The organism is Streptomyces sp. 147326, assembly GCF_045000215.1.
Taxonomy (GTDB): Bacteria; Actinomycetota; Actinomycetes; order Streptomycetales; family Streptomycetaceae; genus Streptomyces.
Map to the genome: position 1 here is coordinate 5,283,789 of NZ_CP134201.1, position 25,854 is coordinate 5,309,642.

At 71.6% G+C, this 25,854-nt stretch carries 23 protein-coding genes; 15 read left to right on the forward strand and 8 right to left on the reverse strand.

What is annotated here, in order from left to right; translation table 11 throughout:
• Window positions 1-176 precede the first annotated feature (176 nt).
• Window positions 177-1,520 (forward strand): CoA transferase, encoded by a 1,344-nt coding sequence (locus RIU97_RS24275; protein WP_404959689.1) that lies wholly within the window; start codon window positions 177-179, stop codon window positions 1,518-1,520.
• A gap of 114 nt (window positions 1,521-1,634) precedes the next feature.
• Here the strand turns inward: RIU97_RS24275 and RIU97_RS24280 are convergent, their stop codons facing one another.
• Window positions 1,635-2,126, reverse strand: coding sequence for a GNAT family N-acetyltransferase (locus RIU97_RS24280; protein ID WP_404959690.1), 492 nt, complete (start codon window positions 2,124-2,126; stop codon window positions 1,635-1,637).
• A gap of 117 nt (window positions 2,127-2,243) precedes the next feature.
• Here RIU97_RS24280 and RIU97_RS24285 point away from each other — a divergent pair, with 117 nt between their 5' ends.
• Window positions 2,244-3,047: an exodeoxyribonuclease III gene (locus RIU97_RS24285; protein WP_404959691.1), complete on the forward strand. Its 804-nt coding sequence runs from the start codon at window positions 2,244-2,246 to the stop codon at window positions 3,045-3,047.
• On the opposite strand, the gene RIU97_RS24290 is transcribed toward RIU97_RS24285, so the two are convergent.
• A complete protein-coding gene (locus RIU97_RS24290; RefSeq protein ID WP_404959692.1) occupies window positions 3,029-3,736 on the reverse strand; it encodes a MerR family transcriptional regulator in 708 nt (235 codons plus the stop codon). The two genes, RIU97_RS24285 and RIU97_RS24290, sit on opposite strands and share 19 nt — an antisense overlap.
• A gap of 123 nt (window positions 3,737-3,859) precedes the next feature.
• Between RIU97_RS24290 and RIU97_RS24295 the strand changes: the two genes are divergently transcribed.
• The 4 genes from RIU97_RS24295 to RIU97_RS24310 all read left to right on the forward strand — a co-directional run bounded on the left by RIU97_RS24295 (window position 3,860) and on the right by RIU97_RS24310 (window position 7,635).
• Window positions 3,860-5,578, forward strand: coding sequence for a flavin-containing monooxygenase (locus RIU97_RS24295; protein WP_404959693.1), 1,719 nt, complete (start codon window positions 3,860-3,862; stop codon window positions 5,576-5,578).
• Window positions 5,575-6,501: an alpha/beta fold hydrolase gene (locus tag RIU97_RS24300; RefSeq protein ID WP_404959694.1), complete on the forward strand. Its 927-nt coding sequence runs from the start codon at window positions 5,575-5,577 to the stop codon at window positions 6,499-6,501. The genes RIU97_RS24295 and RIU97_RS24300 overlap by 4 nt, the downstream gene beginning before the upstream one ends.
• A complete protein-coding gene (locus RIU97_RS24305) occupies window positions 6,498-7,382 on the forward strand; it encodes an SDR family oxidoreductase (protein WP_404959695.1) in 885 nt (294 codons plus the stop codon). The genes RIU97_RS24300 and RIU97_RS24305 overlap by 4 nt, the downstream gene beginning before the upstream one ends.
• A gap of 76 nt (window positions 7,383-7,458) precedes the next feature.
• On the forward strand, window positions 7,459-7,635 hold the full coding sequence (locus tag RIU97_RS24310; RefSeq protein WP_404959696.1) for a hypothetical protein: 177 nt from the start codon (window positions 7,459-7,461) through the stop codon (window positions 7,633-7,635).
• A gap of 96 nt (window positions 7,636-7,731) precedes the next feature.
• Here RIU97_RS24310 and RIU97_RS24315 read toward each other — a convergent pair whose 3' ends face one another.
• Window positions 7,732-10,995: a S41 family peptidase gene (locus RIU97_RS24315; RefSeq protein WP_404959697.1), complete on the reverse strand. Its 3,264-nt coding sequence runs from the start codon at window positions 10,993-10,995 to the stop codon at window positions 7,732-7,734.
• Between the two features lie 168 nt (window positions 10,996-11,163).
• Between RIU97_RS24315 and RIU97_RS24320 the strand changes: the two genes are divergently transcribed.
• The gene (locus RIU97_RS24320; RefSeq protein WP_404959698.1) at window positions 11,164-11,754 is read left to right on the forward strand and encodes a TetR/AcrR family transcriptional regulator; all 591 of its coding nucleotides are present in this window, start codon (window positions 11,164-11,166) and stop codon (window positions 11,752-11,754) included.
• 128 nt (window positions 11,755-11,882) lie between these two features.
• On the forward strand, window positions 11,883-14,093 hold the full coding sequence (locus RIU97_RS24325) for an MMPL family transporter (RefSeq protein WP_404959699.1): 2,211 nt from the start codon (window positions 11,883-11,885) through the stop codon (window positions 14,091-14,093).
• Window positions 14,094-14,181: 88 nt separating this feature from the next.
• Here the strand turns inward: RIU97_RS24325 and RIU97_RS24330 are convergent, their stop codons facing one another.
• A complete protein-coding gene (locus RIU97_RS24330; RefSeq protein ID WP_404959700.1) occupies window positions 14,182-14,616 on the reverse strand; it encodes an SsgA family sporulation/cell division regulator in 435 nt (144 codons plus the stop codon).
• Between the two features lie 177 nt (window positions 14,617-14,793).
• Here RIU97_RS24330 and RIU97_RS24335 point away from each other — a divergent pair, with 177 nt between their 5' ends.
• From RIU97_RS24335 to RIU97_RS24350, 4 genes are all read left to right on the forward strand, one after another.
• Window positions 14,794-15,843 carry an energy-coupling factor ABC transporter permease gene (locus RIU97_RS24335; protein WP_404959701.1) on the forward strand — a complete coding sequence of 350 codons (1,050 nt, stop codon included), beginning with the start codon at window positions 14,794-14,796 and terminating at the stop codon, window positions 15,841-15,843.
• 1 nt (window position 15,844) lies between these two features.
• Complete coding sequence (gene cbiQ, locus RIU97_RS24340) at window positions 15,845-16,606, forward strand: cobalt ECF transporter T component CbiQ (protein ID WP_404959702.1); 762 nt, start codon at window positions 15,845-15,847, stop codon at window positions 16,604-16,606.
• Window positions 16,594-17,367 (forward strand): energy-coupling factor ABC transporter ATP-binding protein, encoded by a 774-nt coding sequence (locus RIU97_RS24345; RefSeq protein WP_404959703.1) that lies wholly within the window; start codon window positions 16,594-16,596, stop codon window positions 17,365-17,367. The genes cbiQ and RIU97_RS24345 overlap by 13 nt, the downstream gene beginning before the upstream one ends.
• Before the next feature lie 222 nt (window positions 17,368-17,589).
• The gene (locus RIU97_RS24350; protein WP_404959704.1) at window positions 17,590-18,747 is read left to right on the forward strand and encodes a serine hydrolase domain-containing protein; all 1,158 of its coding nucleotides are present in this window, start codon (window positions 17,590-17,592) and stop codon (window positions 18,745-18,747) included.
• On the opposite strand, the gene RIU97_RS24355 is transcribed toward RIU97_RS24350, so the two are convergent.
• A complete protein-coding gene (locus RIU97_RS24355; RefSeq protein ID WP_404959705.1) occupies window positions 18,736-19,230 on the reverse strand; it encodes a YbaK/EbsC family protein in 495 nt (164 codons plus the stop codon). The genes RIU97_RS24350 and RIU97_RS24355 overlap by 12 nt on opposite strands.
• A gap of 69 nt (window positions 19,231-19,299) precedes the next feature.
• On the reverse strand, window positions 19,300-20,925 hold the full coding sequence (locus tag RIU97_RS24360; protein WP_404959706.1) for a penicillin-binding transpeptidase domain-containing protein: 1,626 nt from the start codon (window positions 20,923-20,925) through the stop codon (window positions 19,300-19,302).
• A gap of 140 nt (window positions 20,926-21,065) precedes the next feature.
• On the opposite strand from RIU97_RS24360, the gene RIU97_RS24365 reads away from it, so the two are divergent.
• Window positions 21,066-21,761 carry a histone deacetylase gene (locus RIU97_RS24365; protein WP_404959707.1) on the forward strand — a complete coding sequence of 232 codons (696 nt, stop codon included), beginning with the start codon at window positions 21,066-21,068 and terminating at the stop codon, window positions 21,759-21,761.
• 202 nt (window positions 21,762-21,963) lie between these two features.
• Window positions 21,964-22,236: a hypothetical protein gene (locus RIU97_RS24370; protein ID WP_404959708.1), complete on the forward strand. Its 273-nt coding sequence runs from the start codon at window positions 21,964-21,966 to the stop codon at window positions 22,234-22,236.
• A gap of 174 nt (window positions 22,237-22,410) precedes the next feature.
• Here RIU97_RS24370 and RIU97_RS24375 read toward each other — a convergent pair whose 3' ends face one another.
• Both RIU97_RS24375 and RIU97_RS24380 read right to left on the reverse strand, forming a co-directional pair.
• Window positions 22,411-23,706 (reverse strand): flavin monoamine oxidase family protein, encoded by a 1,296-nt coding sequence (locus RIU97_RS24375; RefSeq protein ID WP_404959709.1) that lies wholly within the window; start codon window positions 23,704-23,706, stop codon window positions 22,411-22,413.
• A gap of 1,006 nt (window positions 23,707-24,712) precedes the next feature.
• A complete protein-coding gene (locus RIU97_RS24380) occupies window positions 24,713-25,027 on the reverse strand; it encodes a hypothetical protein (RefSeq protein ID WP_404959710.1) in 315 nt (104 codons plus the stop codon).
• 157 nt (window positions 25,028-25,184) lie between these two features.
• Between RIU97_RS24380 and RIU97_RS24385 the strand changes: the two genes are divergently transcribed.
• Window positions 25,185-25,850 carry an IS5 family transposase gene (locus RIU97_RS24385; protein ID WP_404959711.1) on the forward strand — a complete coding sequence of 222 codons (666 nt, stop codon included), beginning with the start codon at window positions 25,185-25,187 and terminating at the stop codon, window positions 25,848-25,850.
• The last annotated feature ends 4 nt before the right edge of the window (window positions 25,851-25,854 follow it).

Consider the following 25,854-nt stretch of genomic DNA (forward strand, 5'->3'; position numbering starts at 1 on the left):
GGCGCCCGCATCCCTCGTGTCCGTGTCCGTGCACATATGTCCACCCTGCTGGTTTGCGCAATGCGTGATCATCCTGCCTGTTCCCCGCTGACTACGGGAACGCCTGGCGCGAGCATGAATTCCACGGGTGAACCACATCGGGGCCATAGGTCGGAAAGGTGGGAAATGATGGGTTCATGGAGATCGGTGACGAACGGGACGGTGGGACGGCGCAAGCCTGGGCGGCTCTCGGAGGAGCACCGGAACTCGTCCGTCGCGTCCGCTTCTCCGGAACCGGGAACCTCGAAGAAGGTCCGCTGCCGGTGCGGGAGTTGGCGCGAGCCACTGTAAGCGTCTGCGGACTGGCGGCGGGAGAGCTCGCCGCGGTGCGGGGCGCGGGCGCGACGGGGGACGCGTCTCCCCTCGTGGTGGACGAGGGCGCGGTGGCGACGGCCTTCGTCAGCGAACGGCACCTGCGCGTGGAAGGCCGCGCGCCGGTGGTCTTCGCCCCGCTGTCGGGCTTCTGGCGGACGGCCGACGGATGGGTCCGTACGCACGCCAACTACCCGCACCACGAGGCCGCGTTGGTGCGGGCGCTGGGCCTGCCGACCGCGACGCCGCAGGCGCTGCGCGCCGCGGTGGCGGGGCGGACGGCCGTAGAGGTGCAGGAACTCGCCTACGGGGAGGGCGGACTCGCCGTCGCCGTGGCGCGGGAGTACGGAGAGCCGCAGCCGCTGGTGGAGTCCGTACGCCGGACCGGCGCGCGGGGACGGAAGCTCGGCCCGGCCCCGGCAGGTCGACCCGCCACGGGGGTGCGGGTGCTGGACCTGACCCGGGTCATCGCCGGGCCCGTCGCGACGCGGACGCTCGGGCTGCTCGGGGCGGACGTCCTGCGGATCGACTCACCGGGACTGCCCGAGGCGGACGACGCGTACGCGGACACCGGCTTCGGGAAGCGGTCGGCGCGGCTGGACCTGGCGGCGCCGGGGGACCGGGCGGTCTTCGAGGGACTGCTCGCCGGGGCCGACGTGGTGGTGACGGGGTACCGGCCCGGGGCGCTGCGGCGCTTCGGGCTCGACCCGGCGGATCTGCTGGAGCGGCGGCCGGGGCTGGTCGTGGCCGAACTGTGCGCGTGGGGGTGGCGCGGGCCGTGGGCTGCGCGGCGGGGGTTCGACTCGCTGGTGCAGGCCGGGTACGGGATCGCTGCGCGCTGTGCGGGGGACGGGGACGTGCCCGGGGTGCTGCCCGCGCAGGCGCTGGACCACGGGACGGGGTACCTGGTGGCGGCCGGTGTGCTGAGGGCGCTGGCGGGTGGGGGCGGGTGGCGGCTGCGGTTCTCCCTCGCGGGGACGGCGTCGTGGCTGGTGCGGGATCTGTCGCCCGCCCCTCCCGCTGCTGCCGGGGGGTACGCGGCGGAGCCGTGGCTGCGGGAGACGGTGTCGGGGTACGGGGTGTTGCGGCACGCCGCCAGTCCCTTCGGGGAGTGGGCGGTCGGGCCGTCCCGCTGGGGCGCGGACGCCGCCGTCTGGCTCCCGCGGTAGGTCGCCTGCGCGCCGGCTGCCGGGGCTCCGCCCCGGACCCTCCCCCGGACTCCGTCCGGGGGGACCCCCACCCCTCAAACGCCGGCGGGGCTGGATTGGTGCGGCGGGGCTGGCTTAGTGCAGAGGCTTCGTCATGCAGCGGCTGGAGTCGTGGAAGCGGTAGTGGCCGAATTTCCGGGACATCGTGTAGCCCGAGGAGAGGTAGAGGGCTATCGCCTCCGGCTGCTGGTCGCCCGTTTCGAGGACCATGCGGAGACGGCCCGACGCGCGGGCGTCGGCTTCCAGGGCGGCCAGGATGCGGCGGGCCAGACCCAGGCCGCGGGCCTCCGGGACGACGTACATGCGCTTGAGTTCGGCGTCGCCGTCCGAGTAGCCCTGGTCGTTCTCGTCCTGGATGCGCCAGCCGCCGCTCGCCACCGGGGCGCCCGTGGCGTCGTACGCCAGGAGGTACAGGCCCTGCGGCGGGGCGAACATCGCCGGGTCCAGGAAGGTCACGTCGCCCTCACCGTCGTACCGCACCCGGTATTCGAGCTGGACCTGGTCGTTGAGTTCGGCCGCGTCCGGGTGGTCGTACGGCACGGTGCGGAGCTGTATCCGGTGAGGCATCTGAATATCGTACGGAACCGCCCCACCCGGCCCGCGTGCCCGCCGTGAGACGGGAACGCCCGGCCGAAGGTCCGGCGGGTAGGCTGCTCCCGTTTTGTGCGATGTGGGGAGCTTGTTTTGATCACTGTGACGTCCGTGAATGTGAATGGGATCCGCGCCGCCGCCAAGAAGGGCTTCGGGGCGTGGCTCGAGGGATCCGACGCCGACGTGGTCTGCCTGCAGGAGGTGCGGGCCGAGGAAGCGCAGATTCCGGACGAGGTCCGGGCCCCCGCCGGCTGGCACACCGTGTTCGCGCCGGCCGCCGCCAAGGGGCGGGCCGGCGTCGCGCTCTACACGCGGCGTGCGCCCGAACGGGTGCAGGTCGGATTCGGCAGTGAGGAATTCGACACCGCCGGGCGGTACCTGGAGATCGACCTCCCCGGTGTGACCGTGGCCAGCCTCTACCTGCCCTCGGGCGAGGCCGGGACGGAGAAGCAGGACGAGAAGTACCGGTTCATGGGCGAGTTCCTGACCTACCTCGCCGCGCTGAAGGTGCGGGCCGCCGCCGACGGGCGCGAGGTCGTGGTCTGCGGTGACTGGAACATCTGCCACCGGGAAGCCGACCTCAAGAACTGGAAGACGAACCGGAAGAACGCCGGCTTCCTGCCCGAGGAGCGGGAGTGGCTCGGGAAGGTGTACGCCGAAGCCGGGTACGTGGACGTGGTGCGCGAGCTGCACCCGGACACCGAGGGCCCGTACTCCTGGTGGTCGTACCGCGGCCGCGCCTTCGACAACGACGCCGGCTGGCGGATCGACCTCCAGGTGGCGACGCCCGGGCTGGCCGCGAAGGCCGTCAAGGCGTTCGTGGAGCGGGCCGAGACGCACCCCGAGCGCTGGTCGGACCACGCGCCCGTGACCGTGGTCTACGAGCTCGGTTCCTGACCGGCGGCGGAGGCCAGCAAGCGGTCCATCGCCATCGTCAGCTCGGCCTCGACCACGCTCTTCGCCAGCGGACGCAGCCGGGTGAGGGCGTCCTGCGAGGGCGAGATGTGGGTCGATATCAGCTCGGTGAACAGGAGCGCCATCGCGTCCGCGTGCTCGCGGACGCGGCGCCCCGTCTCCAGGACCGCCGCCAGCGGGACGCCCTCGCGGACCAGCGCAGAGGAGACGTCCAGCAGCCGCCGGCTGACGTGCACGATCGCGTCGCCGTCCACGGCGAGGTAGCCCAGGTCGAGGGAGGCCGCCAGGTTCTCCGGGGTGACCTCGCCCTCGAAGTAGTCGGCCAGCGCCTCCGGGGTGAGCCGGACCGGGGTCTCTTCCGACCAGCCGATGCCGAGCAGCTCACCGAGCTGGCTCACGTCGCGGCCGCTCTCGAAGGCGGCCGTCAGCTCGGCGATGCCCCCTAGGGTGTGCCCGCGCTCCAGCAGGGCCGCGATGGTGCGCAGCCGGGCCAGGTGGTGGTCGTCGTACCAGGCGATCCGCCCCTCGCGGCGCGGCGGTGGCAGCAGTTTGCGCTCGCGGTAGAAGCGCAGGGTGCGGACCGGGATGCCGGCCGCCTCGGCCAGCTCCTCCGTGCGGTACTCGCGCACCGTCTTCGCTTCCGTCTTCGCTTCCGTCTCATCCTTCGCCACAGGCGCACCTTATGGCGTACCGACAGTAACTTTCCCGGCGTGACCCCTACCCATGAGTACGGGGCTGCTCTACCCTCCCGATTGTGCCAGTGATTGCTGGCAGTGTTCCGATGGTATCTGCGGATGAGGCGGAAGGCGGCGGGCATGGGCGGCAAGGACGAGCGCGGACGCGAGCACGTACGGGTGGCGGTGATCGGGTCGGGCTTCGGCGGGCTCGGCGCGGCCGTACGCCTGCGGCGCGAGGGGATCACGGACTTCGTCGTCCTGGAACGGGCCGACTCGGTCGGCGGCACCTGGCGCGACAACAGCTATCCCGGCTGCGCGTGCGACGTCCCCTCGCACCTGTACTCCTTCTCCTTCGCGCCCAACCCGGACTGGCCGCGCACCTTCTCCGGCCAGCCGGCCATCCGCTCCTACCTGGAGCACGTCGCCGACACCTTCGGGCTGCGCCGCCACATCCGGCTGAACTCCGAGGTCCGGATGGCGCGCTGGGACGCCGACGAGCTGCACTGGGAGATCGAGACCTCCGCCGGGGACCTCACCGCCGACGTCGTCGTCTCGGCGACCGGGCCGCTCTCCGACCCGAAGATGCCGGAGATCCCCGGACTCGCCGAGTTCCCCGGCAAGGTCTTCCACTCCGCCCGCTGGGACCACGACTACGACCTGCGCGGCAAGCGCGTCGCCATGATCGGCACCGGCGCCTCCGCCATCCAGATCGTGCCCGCCATCGCCCCCCAGGTGGAGCACCTCACCCTCTTCCAGCGGACCCCGCCGTGGGTCATGCCCCGCACCGACCGGGCCATCACCGCCGTCGAGCGCTGGCTCCACCGCCAGCTGCCCTTCACCCGGGCGGCCCGCCGAGGGCTGCTGTGGGGGATCCGGGAGCTCCAGGTCAGCGCCTTCACCAAGCGGCCGAACCAGCTCGGGCTGATCGAGTCGCTGGCCAAGGCCAACATGGCCCGCTCGATCAAGGACCCGGCGCTGCGCGCCAAGCTGACGCCGTCCTACCGGATCGGCTGCAAGCGGATCCTGCTCTCCAGCGAGTACTACCCGGCCCTGGCCCGGCCCGATGTGGACCTGGTCGCCTCCGGGCTGAAGGAGATCCGCGGCTCGGTGCTGGTCGCCGCCGACGGGACCGAGACCGAGGTCGACGCGATCATCTTCGGCACCGGCTTCCACGTCACGGACATGCCGATCGCCGACCGGGTGGTCGGCGCGGACGGCCAGACCCTCGCGGACGCCTGGAAGGACGGGATGCAGGCGCTGCGCGGGGCCACCGCGGCCGGCTTCCCCAACTGGATGACGATCATCGGCCCGAACACCGGACTCGGGAACAGCTCGATGATCCTGATGATCGAGTCGCAGCTCACCTACATGGCCGATTACCTGCGGCAGCTCGCCCTCCTCGGTGGAAGCGGCCTGGGCGGGAAGGTCGCGCTCGGCGCCCGGCCGTCCGCCGTGATCCAGTGGAACCGGCAGGTGCAGGCCCGCATGGAGCGGACGGTGTGGAACACCGGCGGCTGCACCAGCTGGTACCTGGACGCGCAGGGCCGCAACACGACGGTCTGGCCGGGGACGACGGGTGAGTTCCGCCGGGAGACGCGGACCGTCGATCTGGCGGAGTACGAGGTCGTACGGGTGCGGGAGCGCGAGCGGGTCCCGGCCGCGGTTGCGGCTGCCGCCGCGCCGAAGCCGCGTCGCTCCCGAGGAGGCGCCGTGGGGGCCGGTGCGGCGCCGCTGCCGGGGGCCCTGCCCCAGGACCCTCCCCCAGCTACCGCTGGGGGTGCCCCCAGCGCCTCAAACGCCGGCGGGGCTGAACTTGATGCGGAGGGGGCCGCGTGAGCCGGTTGACGCATGTCGTCTCCGGGCCCTACGCGCCGCCCACCGCGCGGCGCGAGCTCGTCGCCGACTCCGCCGACGGGGCCCGCCTGCACGTCGAGGTGCACGGGGACGAGGGGGCGCCGGCCGTGGTGCTGGCGCACGGATGGACCTGTTCCACCGCGTTCTGGGCCGCGCAGGTACGGGCCCTGGCCGCCACCCACCGGGTCATCGCCTACGACCAGCGCGGCCACGGGCGCAGCCCCGCCGCCCGGGCGCACAGCACCACCGCGCTCGCCGACGACCTCGTGGCGGTGCTCGGCGCCACCCTCGCCCCCGGCGAGCGGGCGGTGGTCGCCGGGCACTCCATGGGCGGTATGACGATCATGGCGGCGGCCGGCCGGCCCGAGTTCGCCGAGCACGCCGCGGCCGCCCTGCTGTGCAGCACGGGCAGCTCCCGGCTGGTCGCGGAGGCGCAGGTGCTGCCGGGGCGCGCCGGGCGCGCCCGGACCCGTATCACCGGCGCGGTCCTGGGGTCCCGCGCCCCTCTCGGGCCGGTCACGCCCGTCGCCAGGAAGATCCTGAAGTACGCGACGATGGGCCCCGGCTCCGCACCCGACAAGGTCGAGGCGTGCGCCCGTATCGTCCACGCCTGCCCCACCGGGGTGCGCCACGCCTGGTCCCAGGTGCTGTCCGGGCTGGACCTCGACGCCGAGGTGGCCCGCCTCACCGTGCCCACCGCCGTCATCGGCGGCACCGCGGACCGGCTCACCCCGATCGTGCACGCCCGCGGGCTCGCCGCCGCGCTGCCGAACTGCGTGGGCCTCACCGAGCTCGCCGGCATGGGACACATGACCCCGGTCGAGGCGCCCGAGGCCGTCACCCGGGCCCTGCGGGAGCTGACCGAGCTGTATCTCGACACCACCGAGAAGGAGAAGACGCCGTGAGTGCTCGCAGGAGTCTGGAAGGCCAGGTCGCCGTCGTCACCGGCGCCGCTCGCGGGGTCGGCGAGCTGCTCGCCCGCAAGCTCTCCGCCCGGGGTGCGCGCATCGCCCTCGTCGGTCTGGAGCCGGAGGCCCTCAAGGAGGTCTCCGGGCGGCTGCACACCGACAGCGACCACTGGTACGCCGACGTCACCGACCACGAGGCCATGGCCCGCGTCGCGCAGGAGGTCAAGCAGCGCTTCGGCAAGGTCGACATCGTCGTCGCCAACGCGGGCGTGGCCGCCGGCGGGCCGTTCGCCGACTCGGACCCCGACGCCTGGCGGCGGGTGATCGAGGTCAACCTCATCGGCGGGGCCGTCACCGCCCGCGCCTTCCTCCCCGTACTGATGGAGAGCCGCGGCTACTTCCTGCAGATCGCCTCGCTCGCCGCGATCACCCCGGCGCCCATGATGACCGCCTACTGCGCGTCCAAGTCGGGCGTCGAGGCCTTCGCCCACTGCCTGCGCGCCGAGGTCGGATACAAGGGAGTCAAGGTCGGCGTCGGCTACCTCTCCTGGACCGACACCGACATGGTGCGCGGAGCCGACCAGGACGAGGTCATGCGGGAGCTGCGCCAGCGGCTGCCGTGGCCGTCGAACCGCACCTACCCGCTCGGTCCCGCCGTCGACCGGATCGTCGCGGGCATCGAGCGGCGCTCCCCGCACGTGTACGCGCAGTGGTGGCTGCGCGGGATGCAGGGGATGCGCGGCTACCTGCCCGGGCTCATCGCCACGGTCGGACAGCGCGAGATGAAGCGCTTCGAGCCGCGGCTTTCCGGCGTTTCCAAGGGGCTTGTAGGGGCCGGCGGGGCCGCGGACGAGAAGGAGCGCACGCAGAGTAACTGATCGAAATGCGAGCTTTGTCCGCCCGTGCAAGTCTGGTCGAGGCCCCACCACCAACACCCCTCATGGAGTGAACAGCATGGGTATCAAGGACCAGTTCCAGGACAAGGCCGAAGAGCTCAAGGACAGGGCGCAGAACGGCGCCAAGGGCGCGAAGGACGAGGCGACCGAGCGCACCGCCAAGCTCCAGGAGAAGTCGAAGCGCAGGCCGCAGCAGGAGCAAGCGGACCGGGTGCGCGACGAGTTCGACGCCTGACCGGACTGCTCGTAGAACCTGCGAAGGGGCGCGATCCCCGATGGTGTGGATCGCGCCCCTTCCGCATGCTCCTTTCCCGGCGGCCCCGGCGGCCCACTACTCCCGGGGCGGCAGCTTCGGACGGCGCCGGTCCGGTACGTCCGTGTAGCCGGGCGGCACCGCGGCCGGGTCCTGCTCCAGCAGCTCCAGCGCCAGGTGCACGGCGTCGTCCAGCTGGGCGTGCCGCCCCTCCGCCCAGTCGAGCGGGGTGCGCAGGATCGCGAAGTCCGGCTCCACGCCGTGGTTCTCCACCGACCACCCGTACTCCGGGAACCAGGCGGCATTCATCGGCACCGTGATCACCGTGCCGTCGCCGAGGGTGTGCCGGCCGGTCATGCCGACCACCCCGCCCCAGGTGCGCTGGCCCACCACCGGGCCCAGCCCCAGCAGTTTGAAGGCCGCGGTGATCATGTCCCCGTCGGAGGAGGTCGCCTCGTCGGCCAGCGCCACGATCGGACCGCGGGGCGCGTTGGAGGCGTACGAGACCGGCTGGGCGTCACGCGTCAGGTCCCAGCCGAGGATGGAGCGGGTCAGCTTCTCCACCACCAGCTCGCTGATGTGGCCGCCCGCGTTGCCGCGCACGTCCACGATCAGCGCGGGGCGGGACATCTCCATCCGCAGGTCGCGGTTGAACTGCGCCCAGCCCGAGCCGCCCATGTCGGGGATGTGGAGGTAGCCGCACCGGCCGCCGCTGATCTCCCGGACCACCTCGCGCCGCTTGGACACCCAGTCCTGGTAGCGCAGCGGCCGTTCGTCGATCAGCGGCACGATGGCGACCCGCCGGGCGCGGCCCTCGCCCTCCGCGGGCTGGAAGGTCAGCTCGACCGTGGTCCCGCCCGCCGCCGACAGCAGCGGATAGGGGCCGGCCACCGGGTCCACGGGCCGTCCGTCCACATGGGTGAGCACGGCGCCCTCCCGGATGCCGGTGCCGGCCAGCGGGGAGCGGGCCTTGGAGTCCGAGGACTCGCCGGGCAGGATCCGGGCGATCACCCAGCTCCCGTCCCGGGGGTAGAGGTTGGCGCCGAGCAGGCCGATCGCCCGCTGGTAGTGCGGGGGACCTTCGTTGCGGCGCGCGGGGGAGACGTAGGCGTGCGAGGTGCCGAGCTCGCCGAGGACCTCGCGCAGCAGGTCGGCGAACTCGTCGGGGGAGGCGACCCGTTCGACCAGGGGGCGGTACTGGCGCAGCACCCCGTCCCAGTCGATGCCGCACATCTTCGGCTCCCAGAAGTAGGAGCGGATGATCCGCCCGGCCTCCTCGAAGGCCTGGCGCCACTCGGCCGCCGGGTCCACCTCGTGCAGGATGCGCCGCAGGTCCAGGTAGACCGTCGAGTCGCTGTCGCCCGACTCGGTCGCCGGGACCGCGCGCAGGTCCCCGTCGTCGTTGATCACCAGCCGGGTGCCGTCGCCGCTGACCGCGAACCAGTCCAGCCCCGAGGCCAGTTCGGTCTTGCGGGCCTTGGTGAGGTCGAAGTGCTCCAGCGTGGGCTTGCCGCTGATGTCGTTCGGGTTGGCGAAGGTCTCGCCGAGCGCGCCCGAGATCGGCCAGCGCAGCCACACCAGCCCGCCGCCGTGCACCGGGTACAGGGCCGAGTACTTGGACGCGGAGACGGGGAAGGGAGTGACCCGGCTCTCCAGCCCCTCCACCTCCACGGTCACGGAGCCGTCGCCGTCGGCCGAGTCCCCTTCGACGGGGTCCAGTCCCCCCGCCGCGGGCCGGCCCTCGGCGGAGAGCGCGAAGGGGGAAGGGGTCGCGGAGGACAGCGGCACCAGGTAGGGGCGGCAGCCCAGCGGGAACGACAGGTCGCCGGTGTGCACGTCGTAGACGGGGTCGAAACCGCGCCACGACAGGAAGGCCAGGTAGCGCCCGTCCCGGGTGAAGACCGGATTCTCGTCCTCGAAGCGGCCGTTGGTGACGTCGACGATGGTTCGCGCGCCCGGTCCGGAGATGCGGGCCATCTTGATCTGCCGCAGTGAACGGCCGATGCCCGGATGCGACCAGGTCAGCCAGGCCCCGTCGGGGGAGAAGGCCAGGTCGGTGACGGGTCCGTTGATGGACCGGATCAGCTCGGTGACCTCCCCGTTGGACTCCTCCGTCGCGTTGACGAGCAGCAGCCGTCCGTCGTTGGAGGCGATGGCGAGCCGCTCCCCGTCCGGGTCCGAGAGCAGCTCGGTGACGCGCCCCAGCTCGCCCGAGGCCAGCCGGCGCGGCTCGCGTTCCCCGGAGGCCCGGGGCAGGTAGGCGATCTCGATCGCGTCCTCGCCCTCGGCGTCGGTGACGTAGGCGACCTGCCCGCCGCTGCCGAGCATCTCCGGCAGCCGCACGCGTACGCCCGGGGTGTCGGCGATGGTCCGGGCGGGCCCGTCGCGGTGGGTCAGCCAGTACAGGCTGCCGCGTACCACGACCGCGCTGGCCCGGCCGGTGGTGTCCACGGAGAGCGAGTCGACGTTGCTGGCGGCCGACGCCTGGTACGTGCGCCGGCCCGCGCGCGGCCCGCCGAGGCGGACCTGGAGCCTGCGCGGCACGGCGTCGGGGGCCAGGGACTCGACGAGCCAGAGTTCCCCGGCGCACTGGTAGACGATCCGGGAGCCGTCGCTGGAGGCGTGCCGGGCGTAGAACTCCTCGTGATCGGTGTGGCGGCGCAGGTCGGTGCCGTCGGGCCGGACGGAGTACAGGTTGCCGATGCCCTCGTGGTCGGAGAGGAAGGCGATCCGGCCGCCCACGAACATCGGCGCGTCGAGGTGTCCCTCGACGTCCTCCAGCAGCTGCCGGCCGTGCAGCCACAGCCGTCCGGTGGCACCGCCGCGGTAGCGCTTCCAGGCGGCGGGCTCGTGCGGGGGTTTGCCGGTGAGCAGCAGGGTGCGGTGCTCGCCGTCGATGTCGGCGACCTGGATGTCGGACACGGGCCCCCAGGGGAGGCGTCCGCCGGGGCTGCCGTCGGTGGGCAGTTTGTAGGCCCAGGAGTAGTAGGAGAACGGCTGTCCCCGTGAGGAGACCGCCAGGATGTTGCCCTCGGGGTCCCAGCCGCAGACCCGGGTGTCGATGGCGCCCCAGTGGCTCAGCTGGCGGGCCGGGCCGCCGTCGACGGGGGCGAGGTGGATCTCGGGATCGAGGGTGCGCCAGGTGGCGAAGGCGATGTGCTTGCCGTCGGGGGAGAACCGCGGGTGGTTGACCCGCGTCCGGTCGACGGTGATCCGCCAGGCCCGGCCGGGCGTCTGCCCGTCGGGGACCAGCGGGGCGACCCAGAGGTCGTCCTCGGTGGCGAAGCACAGGAGGTCGTCGTGCAGGTGCGGGAACCGGAGGTACGCGACGTCGTGACTCACCCCCCAATGCTTTCCGCGGTGGGAGGCCCTGGCAACTCGTACAGGTGATCCATGCCACTCCTCCGAGCGAAACGGAACGGTTTCGTTTCGCTTGCGTGAGGGGTATCGTCTTCAGCGTACGGAACACGTTCGTTTCGATAAGAGGCGCGTTCGGACGGAGGCACGGAGATGACCGAGGCGATGGCGGCCCGGCGCAGCCGGATCACCCCCGAACGGCAGGCCGAACTGCACGAGGCGGTCCTCGACCTCCTGCGTGACGTCGGCTACGAGGCGCTGACCATGGATGCGGTCGCCGCCCGTACGAAGTCCAGCAAGGCCACCCTCTACCGCCAGTGGGGGAGCAAGCCGGAGCTGGTCGCCAAGGCCCTGCGATGCACGCAGCCCGTTTCGCTGCGGGAGATCGACACGGGCACCCTGCGCGGGGACTTCGCGCTCATGGTGGAGCACTCCGACGACGCGCAGATGGCCAAGGACACCGCGCTGATGCGGGGCCTGGCCCATGCCGTCCACGAGAGCCCGGAGCTCCACAAGGCCCTGCGCGACCTGCTGGTCGACCCGGAGATCAACGGTCTCCAGGCGATGCTCCAGCGCGCGGTGGACCGGGGCGAGATCCGACCGGACTGTCCGGCCCTGGATTTCGTACCGCACATGCTCATCGGGGCGTTCATCGCGCTCCCGCTGATCGAGGACCGTCCCGTGGACCGGGCCTTCCTCGGTGAGTTCATCGATGCCGTGGTCTTCCCCGCCCTCGGCGTCTGATCCACCCCGTCCCCTTCGTCTCCACCGCTCCCCGCTGCTCCTGACACGCCGCTCTCGTCGTCGGGCCGGCTCTCTACGCCCTGATCCCTCCGGATCCATCCCACGACCTGAACGGGAGAACCACCGACGTGGCTACCTTCCTCTACCGGCTCGGCAGGGGCGCCTTCCGGCGCCGCGGCCTCGTCGCCCTCATCTGGGTGGCGCTGCTGTTCGCCGCCGGCTTCGGCGCGGCCTCGGCCGGCGCCCCCACCTCCGGCTCGTTCTCGATACCCGGCACGGAGGCCCAGAAGGCCTTCGACCTGCTGGACGAGAAGTTCCCGGGCATGGCCGCCGACGGCGCCACCGCCCGCATCGTCATCAAGGCTCCCGAGGGCGCCAAGGTCACCGACCCCGGCCCCAAGGCCGAGGTGCAGAAGATCGTCGCCGGCCTGAAGTCGGGACCGGGCGCGGAGCAGATCTCCTCGGTCGCCGACCCGTACGAGGCCCAGGCCGTGAGCCAGGACGGCTCCACCGCCTACGTCAGCGCCAAGTACGACGTCAGCGGCATGGAGCTGAAGGACGAGACCCGCGAGGCGCTGAAGGACTCCGGCACCGCGGCCAAGGCCACCGGCCTGAACGTCCAGATCGGCGGTGACGCGCTGATGGCGGCCCCCGAGACCGGCTCCGGCGAGATCATCGGCATCATGGTCGCCGCGATCGTCCTCGTGATCACCTTCGGCTCGCTGATCGCCGCCGGGCTGCCGCTGCTGACCGCCCTGATCGGCGTGGGCATCGGCGTCTCCTCCATCACCGCGCTCGCCAACGTGCTGGACCTCGGCTCCACCACCTCCACCCTCGCGATGATGATCGGCCTCGCGGTCGGCATCGACTACGCCCTCTTCATCGTCTCCCGCTACCGCGCGGAGCTCGCCGAGGGCCGCGAGCGGGACGAGGCCGCCGGCCGGGCCGCGGGAACCGCCGGCTCCGCCGTCGTCTTCGCCGGTCTGACCGTGGTCATCGCCCTCGTGGGCCTGGCCGTCGTCAACATTCCGATGCTGACCAAGATGGGCGTCGCGGCCGCCGGCACGGTGGTCATCGCGGTCCTGGTCGCCCTGACCCTGGTCCCGGCCATCCTCGGCTTCGCGGGCAAGAAGGTCCTGCCCGCCGGCGAGAAGAGCAGGCTGTTCGGCAAGGGCACGCGTCCCTCCTCCGGGGCCGACGAGAAGAAGGCCAACGGCGGGACCCGCTGGGCCCGCTTCGTCCTGCGCCGCCCGGTCATGGTGCTGCTGGCCGGTGTGATCGGCCTCGGCGTCATCGCCATCCCGGCGAGCAAGCTGGAGATGGGTCTGCCGGACGACGGCGCCCAGCCGGTCTCCACCACCCAGCGCCAGGCGTACGACCTGCTGTCCGAGGGCTTCGGCCCGGGCTTCAACGGCCCGCTGATGGTCGTCGTGGACGGGGACAAGGCCCTCGCCGACTCCACCGTCGACCGGATCAAGGGCCTGGAGGGCGTCGTCGCGGTCACGCCGCCGACCCCCAACGAGAGCGGCGACGCCTCGGTCATCACCGTCATCCCGAAGGACCGCCCGTCCTCCACGCAGACGGAGGACCTGGTCCACGAGATCCGCGACGGCAGCGGCGACGACGTCCTCGTCACCGGCGCCACCGCGATGAACATCGACTTCTCGCAGAAGATGAACGACGCGCTGCTGCCCTACCTGGCGCTCGTCGTCGGCCTCGCCTTCCTGCTGCTGATGCTGGTGTTCCGCTCGATCCTGGTCCCGCTCAAGGCGGCCCTCGGCTTCCTGCTCTCGGTCGTCGCCGCCCTCGGCGCGGTCGTCGCGGTCTTCCAGTGGGGCTGGCTCGGCTCGCTCTTCGGCGTGGAGCAGACCGGCCCGATCATGTCGATGATGCCGATCTTCATGGTGGGCGTCGTCTTCGGTCTGGCCATGGACTACGAGGTCTTCCTCGTCACCCGCATGCGTGAGGCGTACGTCCACGGCGAGCGCCCGGGCCAGGCCGTGGTGACCGGATTCCAGTACAGCGCGCGGGTCGTCGTGGCCGCCGCCGTCATCATGATCGCGGTGTTCGCGGGCTTCATCGGAGCCAGCGAGCAGATGGTCAAGATGATCGGCTTCGGTCTGGCCGTCGCCGTCTTCTTCGACGCCTTCGTGGTCCGCATGGCCATCGTCCCGGCGGTGCTCGCCCTGCTCGGGCACAAGGCCTGGTGGCTGCCGAAGTGGCTGGACCGGCTGCTGCCGAACGTGGACGTGGAGGGCGAGAGCCTGCGCAAGCACCTCTCTCAGTCCGCGCAGTCGCCCGAGGGCCCGGACAAGGACCGCGAGCTGGTCAACGCCTGACCCCGCGCCGTCCGGCCGGCAGAGGGCCCGGCCCCGCACCGCCTGCTCACCAGGTGGTGCGGGGCCGGGCCCGTTTCGTACCCGCGCCCTACGCCCTACGGGTGGCGGCGGCGGCCGGAGCGTACGTGCGGCGCAGGAAGCGGCGCAGCGCGGCGATGTCGAACTGGATCACGGCGACGCCCTCGGGGGAGTGGAACTCGACCACGGCCTGGACGCGGCCGCAGGGCCAGATGCGCACGTCCCCGGTCCCGGTCGGCGCCTGGAGGCCGGCCTCCAGCAGGGCGCGGGGGAAGACCCACTCGTTGTCGGTGCCCTCGGGTGACAGATCGGCCGGGAAGACGATCCGCACGGCCAGCGGCTCGGCGGGCGCGAAGCGCAGGGCGACCGGGATGGTCCGGTAGAGGGGATCGTCCGTGATCACCCGGGCGCGGACCCGCTCCTCGACCGGGATGGTCGTCGTGGACAGGGTCGCGGTCGCGGTGGCGGTCGCGGTGGCTGGTGGATTCTCGGCGGTGGCTGACATCGACCAGGCTCCTCGAAATCGGAACATTTACGTCCGCTTGTCCTCCAGCCTCGCACATTCCGACGAAACCGCACGGGTGTTTTTGTGACGGACTCGCTCTTGCCAACGGTTTGCAACTGGGCACTATTCTTGAACGGTTAAACACTGCGTTAAGGCGTAAGGAAGCGGAGCCACTCCATGCATGTGCCCGACGGTTTCATCAACGCACCCGTCTCGGTGGCCGCCGGAGTGGCGGCCGGCGTCGCGGTCGCCGTCAGCCTCCGAGGCGCCCGCCGCGAGCTCGACGAGCGCACCGCGCCGCTCGCCGGCCTCGTCGCCGCCTTCATCTTCGCCGTCCAGATGCTGAACTTCCCGGTCGCCGCCGGCACCAGCGGCCACCTGCTGGGCGGGGCCCTCGCCGCGATACTCGTCGGCCCCTGCACCGGTGTGCTGTGCGTGTCAGTCGTCCTGCTCATGCAGGGCATCCTCTTCGCCGACGGCGGGCTGACCGCCCTCGGCGTGAACGTCTCCGTCATGGGCGTCGTCACCGTCGTCGTCGCCTACGCGATCTTCCGCGGGCTGCTCGGGATCCTGCCGCCCACCCGCCGCTCCGTGACCGTGGCCGCCTTCGCGGGCGCCCTGCTCTCGGTGCCCGCCGCGGCCGCGGCCTTCACCGCCATCTACGCGATCGGCGGCACCACCGACGTGGCCATCGGCAAGGTGTTCACCGCCATGGTCGGCGTGCACGTGCTCATCGGCATCGGCGAGGCCGCCATCACGGCCGCGACCGTGGGCGCCGTGATCGCCGTACGGCCCGACCTGGTGCACGGCGCCCGCGGGCTGACCGCGCCGCTCAAGCTGCGCGTCGGCGGCGAGCTCGTCGATGCCCCCGCGGCCGCCCCCGCCACCCCGGTGGCCGCCCGCTCCACCAAGAAGGTGTGGGCGACCGGCCTGGTCACCGCGTTCGTCCTCGCCGGGTTCGTCTCCTCCTACGCGTCCGCCAGCCCCGACGGCCTGGAGAAGGTCGCCGCCGACAAGGGCATCGACGAGAAGGTCGAGGAACACGCGGCCGCCGACTCCCCGCTCGCCGACTACGGCGTCAAGAACGTCGACGACGCCCGGCTGTCCGGCGGCCTCGCCGGGGTCATCGGCGTGGGCGTGACCGTCGCCGCCGGCACCGGGATCTTCTGGGCCGTGCGCCGGCGCCGTACGGAGGAGCTGACCGCCACCTCCGTCTCGGCGGGCTGACATGGGCGCCGGCCATGCCCACAAGCTCTACCGGCACGGGCACACGCCGGTGCACGACCTGCCCCCGCACTGCAAGCTCGCCGCGACCTTCGGCTTCGTCGTGGTCGTCGTGTCCACGCCGCGCGAGGCGGTGTGGGCCTTCGGCCTGTACGCCGTCCTCATCGCGGCGGCCGCGGCCGTGGCCCGGATCCCGGCCGGCTTCCTGCTGCGGAGGCTGCTGATCGAGGTCCCGTTCGTCGCCTTCGCCGTGCTCATGCCCTTCGTCGCCGAGGGAGAGCGGGTGGAGGTGCTCGGCATGTCCCTCAGCGTCTCCGGCCTGTGGGGCGCCTGGAACGTCCTCGCCAAGGGCACGCTCGGCGTGGCCGCCTCCGTCCTGCTGGCCTCCACGACCGAACTGCGGGCCCTGCTGCTGGGCCTGCAGCGGCTGAAGCTGCCGCCGCTGCTCGTCCAGATCGCCTCCTTCATGATCCGCTACGGCGACGTGATCAGCGACGAGCTGCGCCGGATGTCCATCGCCCGCCGCTCGCGCGGGTTCGAAGCCCGCGGGATCCGGCACTGGGGGGTGCTCGCCAAGACCGCGGGCGCGCTGTTCATCCGTTCCTACGAGCGCGGCGAGCGCGTCTACCTCGCGATGGTCAGCCGCGGCTACGCCGGCTCGATGCCGGTGATCGACGAGGTCGTGGCCACGCGCACCCAGTGGGCGTACGCGGCCGTACTCCCGGTGACGGCCCTCGCCGTCTGTCTGATGGGATGGACGCTGTGAACCTCACCCCTTCGCTGGAAGTCTCCGGCCTCGCCTATGCCTACCCCGACGGACACCAGGCCCTCTTCGGCGTGGACCTGACCGTCGGGCGCGGCGAGCGGGTCGCCCTGCTCGGTCCCAACGGCGCCGGCAAGACCACCCTGGTGCTGCACCTCAACGGCATCCTGGCCGGTGGGGTCGGCGCGGTGACCGTGGCCGGGCTGCCCGTGGAGAAGCGGAACCTCGCCGAGATCCGGCGCCGGGTCGGGATCGTCTTCCAGGACCCCGACGACCAGCTGTTCATGCCGACCGTGCGGGAGGACGTGGCCTTCGGGCCGGCCGCGGCCGGAATGCGGGGCGCGGAACTGGAGGAGCGGGTCCGGGCCGCCCTGGACCAGGTCGGCATGGCGGACTTCGCCGACCGGCCGCCGCACCACCTGTCCTTCGGGCAGCGCCGCCGGGTCGCGGTGGCGACCGTCCTGGCCATGCGGCCCGAGATCCTGGTCCTGGACGAGCCCTCGTCCAATCTGGACCCGGCCTCGCGCCGCGAGCTCGCGGACATCCTGCGCTCGCTCGACGTGACCGTGCTGATGGTGACGCACGACCTGCCGTACGCCCTGGAGCTGTGCCCGCGCGCGGTGATCCTCAGCGAGGGGGTCATCGCGGCGGACGGCCGCACGCAGGACCTGCTGTGCGACGAGAAGCTGATGCGCGCCCACCGGCTGGAGCTCCCGTTCGGCTTCGACCCCCGCACGCCCCTTCTGACGCGCCCCTCGCACTGATCGGCGCCGGGGCGCCTCCCGGCTCCGGGCCGCTGAGTCGGACTCCGTCCGCCGGTCGGGGGCCGGGCCGATGGGCCGCTTCGGGGACCCGGGAAGCAAGGTCGTCCGGCGGGCGTTGCATTGTGACGTAGACGTAGACGTAGACGTAGACGTAGGCGTAGGCGTAGGCGTAGGCGTAGGCGTAGGCGCCGTCGGGCGTCGCGGCAGGTGCTGGGAGTAGACGTGGATGTCCACGGGACGGTGGCGGAGGGCTTCGAGCCCGTCCGGGACGCGTTCGTGCGCAATTTCGAGGTGCTCGGGGACCGCGGGGCGGCCGTGGCCGTCTACCGCGACGGCCGCAAGGTCGTCGACCTGTGGGGCGGCACCAAGGACGCCGACGGCACGGACCCCTGGACCGGGGACACCGCGCAGATCGTCCGCTCCGCGACCAAGGGCGTGGCCGCCGCCGTCCCCCTGCTGCTGCACCAGCGCGGGCTGCTCGACCTGGACGCGCCGGTGGGCTCGTACTGGCCGGAGTTCAAGACGGGCGGCAAGGAGCGGATCCTCGTCCGCGACCTGCTCGCGCACCGGGCCGGCGTCCCGGTGCTGGACCGGGGGCTGACCGCCGCCGAGGCCGCGGACGGGGTCTCCGGAGCGCACGCCGTCGCCGCGCAGCAGCCCTTCTGGGAGCCGGGCAGCGAGCACGGCTATCACGCGCAGACCTACAGCTGGCTGCTGTCCGAGCTGGTGCTGCGGGTGACCGGGCGCACGCTGGGTACCGTACTGGCGGAGGAGATGGCCGAGCCGCTGGGCGTCGACTTCTGGGTAGGGCTGCCGGAGGCCGAGACGCACCGGGTGGGCCGCGTGGCCCCGGTCGACCCGCCGGAGAGCGCCGGCATGCTCAGGACCAGGCCGCGCAGAAACGTTTCCGAGGCCTACGCCGACCCGGACTCCCTCACCCGCCGCGCCTTCACCGCCATCGACCCGCTGCCCGACGAGAACGACCCCGCCTACCGGGCCGCCGAGCTCCCCGCCTCGAACGGCATCGGCACGGCCCGCGCGCTGGCCCGCTTCTACGGGGCCACGATCGGGGTGGTCGAGGACGGCGCGCGGATCTTCACCCCGGCCACCACCGCCCTCGCCGGCCGCGAGCTCTCCTCGGGCCCGGACCGGGTGCTCGTCGTGAACACCCGCTTCGGCCCCGGCTACATGCTGCACGGCCCGGCCTCGCCGCTGCTCTCCCCGGCCTCCTTCGGCCACCCCGGCCGCGGCGGATCCCTGGCCTTCGCGGACCCGGAGGCGGGCATCGGCTTCGGTTACGTCACCAACGCCCTGGCCAAGTCGGTCACCGCCGACCCGCGCGCCCAGGCCCTGGTCCGCGCCCTGCGGTCAGCCCTCTGACGGCTCCGACGGCTGCTCGCGCACGTCGGCCACGGTGGCCCCGGCGTACCTGACGAGCTCGCCGGGAGCCATCGGGAACACCGTGTGCGGGGTCCCGGCCGCCGCCCAGACCGTGTCGTGGACCAGCAGCGACCGGTCGGCCAGCACCCGGGTGCGCGTACGGTGCCCGAAGGGCGGAACCCCGCCGATGGCGTAGCCGGTGGTCTCCCGGACCACGGTCGCGTCCGCCCGGGTCACCCGGGCCGCGCCCAGCTCGCGGCCGACCGCCGCGACGTCCACGCGGGAGGCCCCGTCCATCAGGACCAGGACGGGAACGCCGTCCGCCGCGAAGATCAGCGACTTGACGATCTGGCCGAGCTCGCAGCCGATCGCGGCCGCGGCCTCGGCGGCGGTCCGGGTGGCCTCCGGGAAGGCCCGTACCTCGGCGTCGATGCCGAGGGCGGTCAGTGCCTCGGCGAAACGGGGGTGCGCTGTGGTCGTCATGCCCGGACGCTAACGCCTTCCACGAGGAGGCGTCATCCGGCTTTCAGCACGTGGGCGGGGTGACGCCGGTCAGCCGGCCTTGAGGACCTCGGCGACTATTGGGCCCGCCGAGTCGCCGCCGCGGCCGCCGGCCTCGACCATCGCGGCCGCGGCCACGTCGCCGCTGTAGCCCGTGAACCAGCTGTCCGGGCTGCCGGCGCCGTCGACCTCCGCCGAGCCCGTCTTCGCGCCCTTGTCGCCGCCCACCGACCGCATCACCTTCTCGGCGGTGCCGGAGGTCGCCGTCAGCCGCATCATCGAGACCAGCTGCTGCTGCACCGAGGGCTTCATCTTCCGCTGCGCCGTCGCGATCTCCCGGCCGTCGAGCTCCGGCGAGACCAGGAGCGGCTGGCGGAACGTGCCGGTGCGCGCGGTCGCGGTGATGGACGCGATGTTCAGCGGGTTCATGGTGATCTTGCCCTGCCCGATGTACCCGGCGGCCTCCTCCGCGCCCGTCGCCGTCGGGACCGTGCCGTCGACGGACTTGATGCCCGTCTTCCAGTCCAGGTCGATGCCGAAGACCTCCTTGGCCTCCTTCGAGAGCGCGGCGTCGTCGTGGATCACGCCGACCGGCTTGATGAAGGCGGTGTTGCAGGACTTGGCGAAGCTCATCGCGAAGTTCGCGCCCGGCAGCTCGAAGTTGCCCAGGTTGTGGAAGGTGCGTCCGCCCCACATCACCTCCTTCGTGCACTGCGCCGGCTTGTCGGCCGCGACCAGGCCCCGGTCGATCAGCATGGCCGCCGTCGCGATCTTCATCGTGGATCCGGGGGCCCTGGCACCCCTCATGGCCGCGTTGAAGCCGTCGGTGCGATGGTTGGCGACGGCCAGGATGTGTCCGTTGCTCGGCTGGACGGCGACCACCGAGGCCTCGGGGTACCTGGCGACGGCCTGTTCGGCCGCCGCCTGCACCGTGGCGTCCAGGTAGGTCTTGAGGGTGCTCGGCTCGCCCTCGACCAGGGTCAGCAGGGTCCGCTTGGGGGCTTCCTTGAGGGCGGGCTCGATCCATACTTCGGCTCCGGGCCTGCCGCCCGACTTGCTGCCGTAGTTCTGGCGCAGCTCGTCGAGGATCGGCCGCAGCGAGGGGTACTTCTCCGGGGTCAGCTCCTCGCCGTTGCGGTCGACCGCCTTGACCGGCGGGCTCGGCGCGGCGCCCGCGCGCAGCTTCTCGTCCTTCTGGAGCTGCGGGTGGATCACCGAGGGCTGCCAGTCGACCAGCGGCTTCCCGCTGGTCACCCCGCGCACGACGGTCAGCTGGGAATCGTAGGCCAGCGGCTTGGTGGTGCCCTCGTACGTGATTTCGGCCTCGACCTTGAAGGGGACGGTGGTGCCGTTCGGCGGGCCGGGGGTGATCACGGCCTTGGACACGTACGCCTTGGTCCTGAAGTCGCCGACGGCGGCCTGTGCGGCCGCGGCGTTGTTCGTCAGGTCGGCGGCCACCCGCTCGTCCCCGGCGGCCCACGCGGCCAGGAAGGCCTTTGCGGTCGCGGCGGTCTCCTTCGCACCGACCGGGCCGCTGCCCTTCTCCGCCTGGACGGAGGTGTCGCCGTCGTTCCCCTCGCCGCTGTCCCCGACCAGGGCGTACACCCCGTACCCGGCGCCGCCGAGCATCGCGAGAAACACCCCGCCGACGATGGCACCCTTCGCTGCCCCGTTCACTGCGTCCCCTCCCCAGGAGCCCATAGTTCCCTGAACGCGTTCAAAGAACCTTGGTGTGGACCTTACGCGGCGGAGCGATTCGTTCCGGCCGTTGTTACCGGACCGGAACATCGCGACTGCGAAGGTCGTTGAACGAAGCGATGACCACGACGAGACTCCCGGCAGTGGAAGCGCTCGGCAGCGGCGGCCCGCTGCCCGAGCGGATCTGGTACACCTCCTACGGCTCGAACATGCACCGGGGCAGGCTGGCCTGCTACCTCGGCGGGGGCACCCCGGCGTACCTGGCGGGAGGCACCCCGGCGGGCGCCGCACGCGGCTATCCCGGATGCCGCGACCCCCGCGCGCCGGCCCGCTCGGTCCCCGTCGAACTGCCCGGCCGCCTGTATTTCGCCACGGAGTCCGTCGTGTGGACGGGCGGCCGCGCCTTCTACGACCCGGCGGCGCCGGGCCGCCTGCGCGCGCGGGCCCACCTGGTGACCGTCCAGCAGTTCTCCGACATCGCCGCCCAGGAGATGTACCGGGAGCCCGGGGCCGACATCGACCTCACCCGGGTCCTGCGCACGGGACGCGACGAGCTGGGACCCGGCCGGTACGAGACGCTGGTCTGCTCCGGCGCCCTGGACGGCATCCCCGTGCTGACCTTCACCGCGCCCTGGGGCATGCACGAGGTGGAGTGGGTCAGACCGGCCGCCGCCTACGTGACGCACCTCGCGGCAGGGCTGCTGGAGTCCGGGGCCTGGGACGCACGGTCCGTCGCCGACTACCTCGCCCGGTGCCCCGGCGCGGCCGGCCACTGGAACGCGGACCGGATCGCGGCCCTCCTGACCTCCCCCTGACCTCCCCCTGAGCTTCTTCCTGACCTGCCCGTGACCCGCCCGGCCTGAAATGCGTGCGCCGGGGCCGTGCTCTAGCGTCGAAAGGGCGAGGGTGACCGCTGCATCGAGCCGGTCGCCCCTCCGAGTGCCCGCTCTGCGCCGCCGCCCCCGCCCGTGGTCCGGCGCACCCGCCGATCGCGTGACCGACCGAGAGAGCAGGTGCATGCGCATGCGTCCGTCGGCCCGTATCCCCAGCATCCTCGCCGGCCTGGCCCTCGCCGTCGGCGGAGCCGTCTTCACCGTCCCAGCCGCCCACGCGGACAGCAAGGCCTGCGAGCAGTCCCTGGCGGCGAAGAAGGTGCAGGTCACGGACGATGTCCGGCAGGCCTGCTACGAGGGCGAGATCGGCAACCAGACCAGCTGCACCGCCAGCCTCGACGAGGCGGGCATCTCCAAGGAGGACGCGGCCAACGCCTGCCGGGTGGCCCCCCAGTAGCACCGCGAGGGCCCCGACGCCGTTCGGCACCGGGGCCCTCGTTCCGGCGTTCGGGCCCGGCACCAAGAGGTACCGGCCCGTGGTCCGCGCTGCTCAGAGCCCGTAACGCGGGCCCCGCACGGCGCTCGGCGCAGTGGGTGGACCGCTGTCTCAGCTCTGGGCCGCGGTCCCGCCTCAGGCCAGGTAGTCGTCGATGTCGCGGGCGGAGCGGTAGCCGCTCTCGATCGCCCCGTCGATGAAACCACGCCACACGGTCGCCGAGTCGGCGCCCGCGAAGAACAGCCGTCCTTCGGTGGTGCGCAGGTCCGGCAGCACCTTCGCCAACTGCCCCGGCCGGTAGATGCACCACGTGCCCAGCGCCAGCGGGTCATTGGACCAGTCCCAGCCGACGATGCTCTCCACCTCGACGCCCGGCAGGAGCGGTTGCAGCGCAGTCTGCATGCCCTGGGTGTCGTCGAACTGGGGCATCTGCAGCTTGTCCGGGTTGGCGGAGAACACGATCAGCCACGAGCCTTCCGGGCCGTGGGTGTAGGTGACCACGAAGTTCACCGCCTGGGCCTCGGGGGCCACGATGCTCACGTTGCCGATGTCGCCCTTGACGCGGACGAAGCACTTCCTGCCGGCACCCGCGTGACGGTCGGCCGATGCGGTCCTCTTGATCTCGGACAGCTCAGGTTCGAACTTCACACTGTTCAGGACGTTCATCGGCAGCGCGATCAGAGCGGTCGGGGCGCTGACATCTTCGCCGTTCTCCAGCTCGACCCGCACTCCACCGTCGGCCTGGATGACACGCCGCACGGGCGAGTTGAGACGGATGTCGGCCAGGGTGGCCTGCCCGGCAATGGAGTTGATCAGCTCGCGTGTCCCCTTGACCAGCTTCGTCTGCGACAGGGAGGCCATGGCCTGCGCCGCGCTGTAGCCGGCCAGAGCGTGGCACCGGTAGATCTCGGAGGCGCCGGACTGATCGAGGGGACCGAACGCGACCAGGCAGCACATCCCCTCCACCCAGTCGCGCATCGCCGGCTCGGCCTTGAAGGAGTCGAGCAGGTCACGCAGAGACCGCCCGCCCAGGCCATCCGGGTCCGAACTCACCGTCTCCAGGAACGGCTCCGGGAACAGGCTCATGCCCGGGGCGCAGAACTCGTCGAACGCTTCCAGGGCCCGTTCGAGATCGTCGTCGGACAGGTCCACGACGCGGCCCTCGGAGAAGACGGCCTGCCGCAGTCCCTCCAGCACCGGGAACGTCTCGGTCTCGACCGCGTACCGGTCGACCTCGGACCACACGTGCGGCTGCAGAGGGTGGACCCAGGTGCCGCCGAACTCCATCGGATGCCCGTCGTGGTCCTTCGTCCAGGTGCGGCCGCCCAGGCGGTCACGCGCCTCGACCAGGACCGCCCGGCGACCGCGCGCCGACAATTCACGCGCGGCCGTCACGCCTGCGAAACCGCCGCCTACGATCAGGACATCCACTTCAGAATCTGACGTCGCCACGATCTGCTCCCTCACCGTCGTCTGGCCTGACTCGCGAGCCACTATCCGGGAAGGGGCGGCAGCCGGTCGCGCGCCACGCTCTGTCTGGAATTCAGCCTTCCGGATTGATCTCCTCTGGGTACGCCGAAACCAGTGGCACGCCGGGTACATGACCGTTTCTCAGCCCACGAAAGGTGTCGGTGGCCGCAGGCTTGTAGGGGAACTCCGCACCCCTCCACGGGGCCGATCCTCCACAGCCCCGACACCTGACCCTCTTCCGCCTGGACCGGCCAACGAATCCCCCCGGCTCCCGGCCGCCCTCAAAATAGGGTTCCCACGACTGGGCCGTTACCGATGAGCTTGCAAAACCCGCAGAGTTAGTCGTATTGCCGGCGACCACCGCTGACAACGACGAGGGCCCCGGCGCCATCCGGTGCCGGGGCCCTCGTTTTCGCTGCTAGACCCAGGTGTCCAGCCACATGCGGCCCCGCCAGGAGTCCATCGGGAGGTCTGGCCCGTGTAGATCGGCCAGAAGTAATTGGAATTCCACTCATCAAGGCACGCAAGGCCCGGAACAGCGGCTTTCCCGCGCCATCGGGACCGCCGTGACCCCGCCGGGCCGCCCTCGGGGCCGTGATCATGGTCTGGAGAGGCCTTAAAAAAGGCCGTCTATGGCCGCCGGGTTCGCAAGAGAGTAGGCGTCCGAGGCTCCCTGAGGGGCGGGGCAGCCCCACGCCTTCCAGTTGCCCGGCTTGTTTCTTGTACGGCTTATCCAGGAACCGCTCCGTACCGTGAGGGCAGTTGGGCGGGTGTGCCGTACGGAGTGCCCTGCTCGGCAGGGGCCTGGCCGCCCTTTGGCGGGGCGGAATCGTACTGGCCGGGGTGCGTGACCGGCCGGTCCCTTAGTCGGCGTTGCGAGTAAATGCAACCAGGAGTTCCACTGTTCATGGGGCAAGCAGGCGGCCCCGACTAGGGAGCCGGGCCGGTCCTCGCCGGGAGGGCGCCGTCAGGCGTCAATCCTGTAGCGGAGGTCGTAGTGGGAGTCGTCGCCCGTCAGCGTCACCACCTGCTCGCCCGGGTTATCGGCGCTGACGAAGAAGGAATCAATGAGGTCATGGTCGCTTGGGGAATCGATTTCTTCTACCCATACTTTTCCAGAGCCCGTAAATTCCATGGAATCATTCAGCTCCCACTCATCCCCCTCGTTCATATCGCTATCATGAAACATCAATTCGTCGAGGAAGAGTATCCGTACCTGATCGGCTCCAAATCCGTCCGTGGTTTCCCAGCATTTTAGTCCCAGCAGTTGAAACGTAGCCATTCTTTAGCCTTCCCCTCAGCCTGGCTTTCAGGTCGAAGACCCCAGCAAGTGAGCCGGGTTCTGGGTGCGCCGGTGTTCTTCGGCAACGGGGGGACAGGAGGCTCGCGATGAAGCCCCACTTTCATGATTCTTCCGCGATGCCAGTCATGCAACTCGGGTGCGTTCAGAGTGGAACCTGCGATTCGAGAGCTCAGATCGGCAAGGAGAAGGCCAGGTCAAAAGGGGCAGCCTCGAAGAACGAAACGGGCAGGACGCCGAGACCGATCCCGAGCGGGAGGAGTGGCGACGCATCCGGCGCCGACGAAAACTCCGGCCGAAGGCCGCTCTCCTCGGCCGCTCCAGGGTCGGGCAGACCAGCAAGGTCTATCTCGCTGCCGACCGCAAGTGCCGCCCGCTGGCGTTCGTGCTGACCGCGGGCCAGGCAGCGGACAGCCCGCAGTTCATTCCCGTGCTGGCGAAGATCCGGGTCCGTGGCCCGTCGGCCGTCCCCGCACCCGGCCGGACGCGGTCGCCGCGGGACAAGGCCTACTCGTCCCGCGGCAACCAGACCCACTTGCACAAACGCGGCATCAAGGCGGTGATCCCGGAGAAGGGGGACCAGGCCGCAAACCGGAAGAATAGGGACTCCAGAGGCGGGCGGCCCGTCACTCACGATGCCGACCTCTACAAGGAGAGGAACACCGTCGAGCGCCTGATCAACAAGCGCAAGGCCTGGCGAGGCGTAGCCGCCCGATACGACAAGACCCCCGACAGCTACCTCGTCGGCCTCCACCTGTGCGCCTCGATGATCTGGGTCAAAGACCTCACCCGGACCACCCACTGATCAC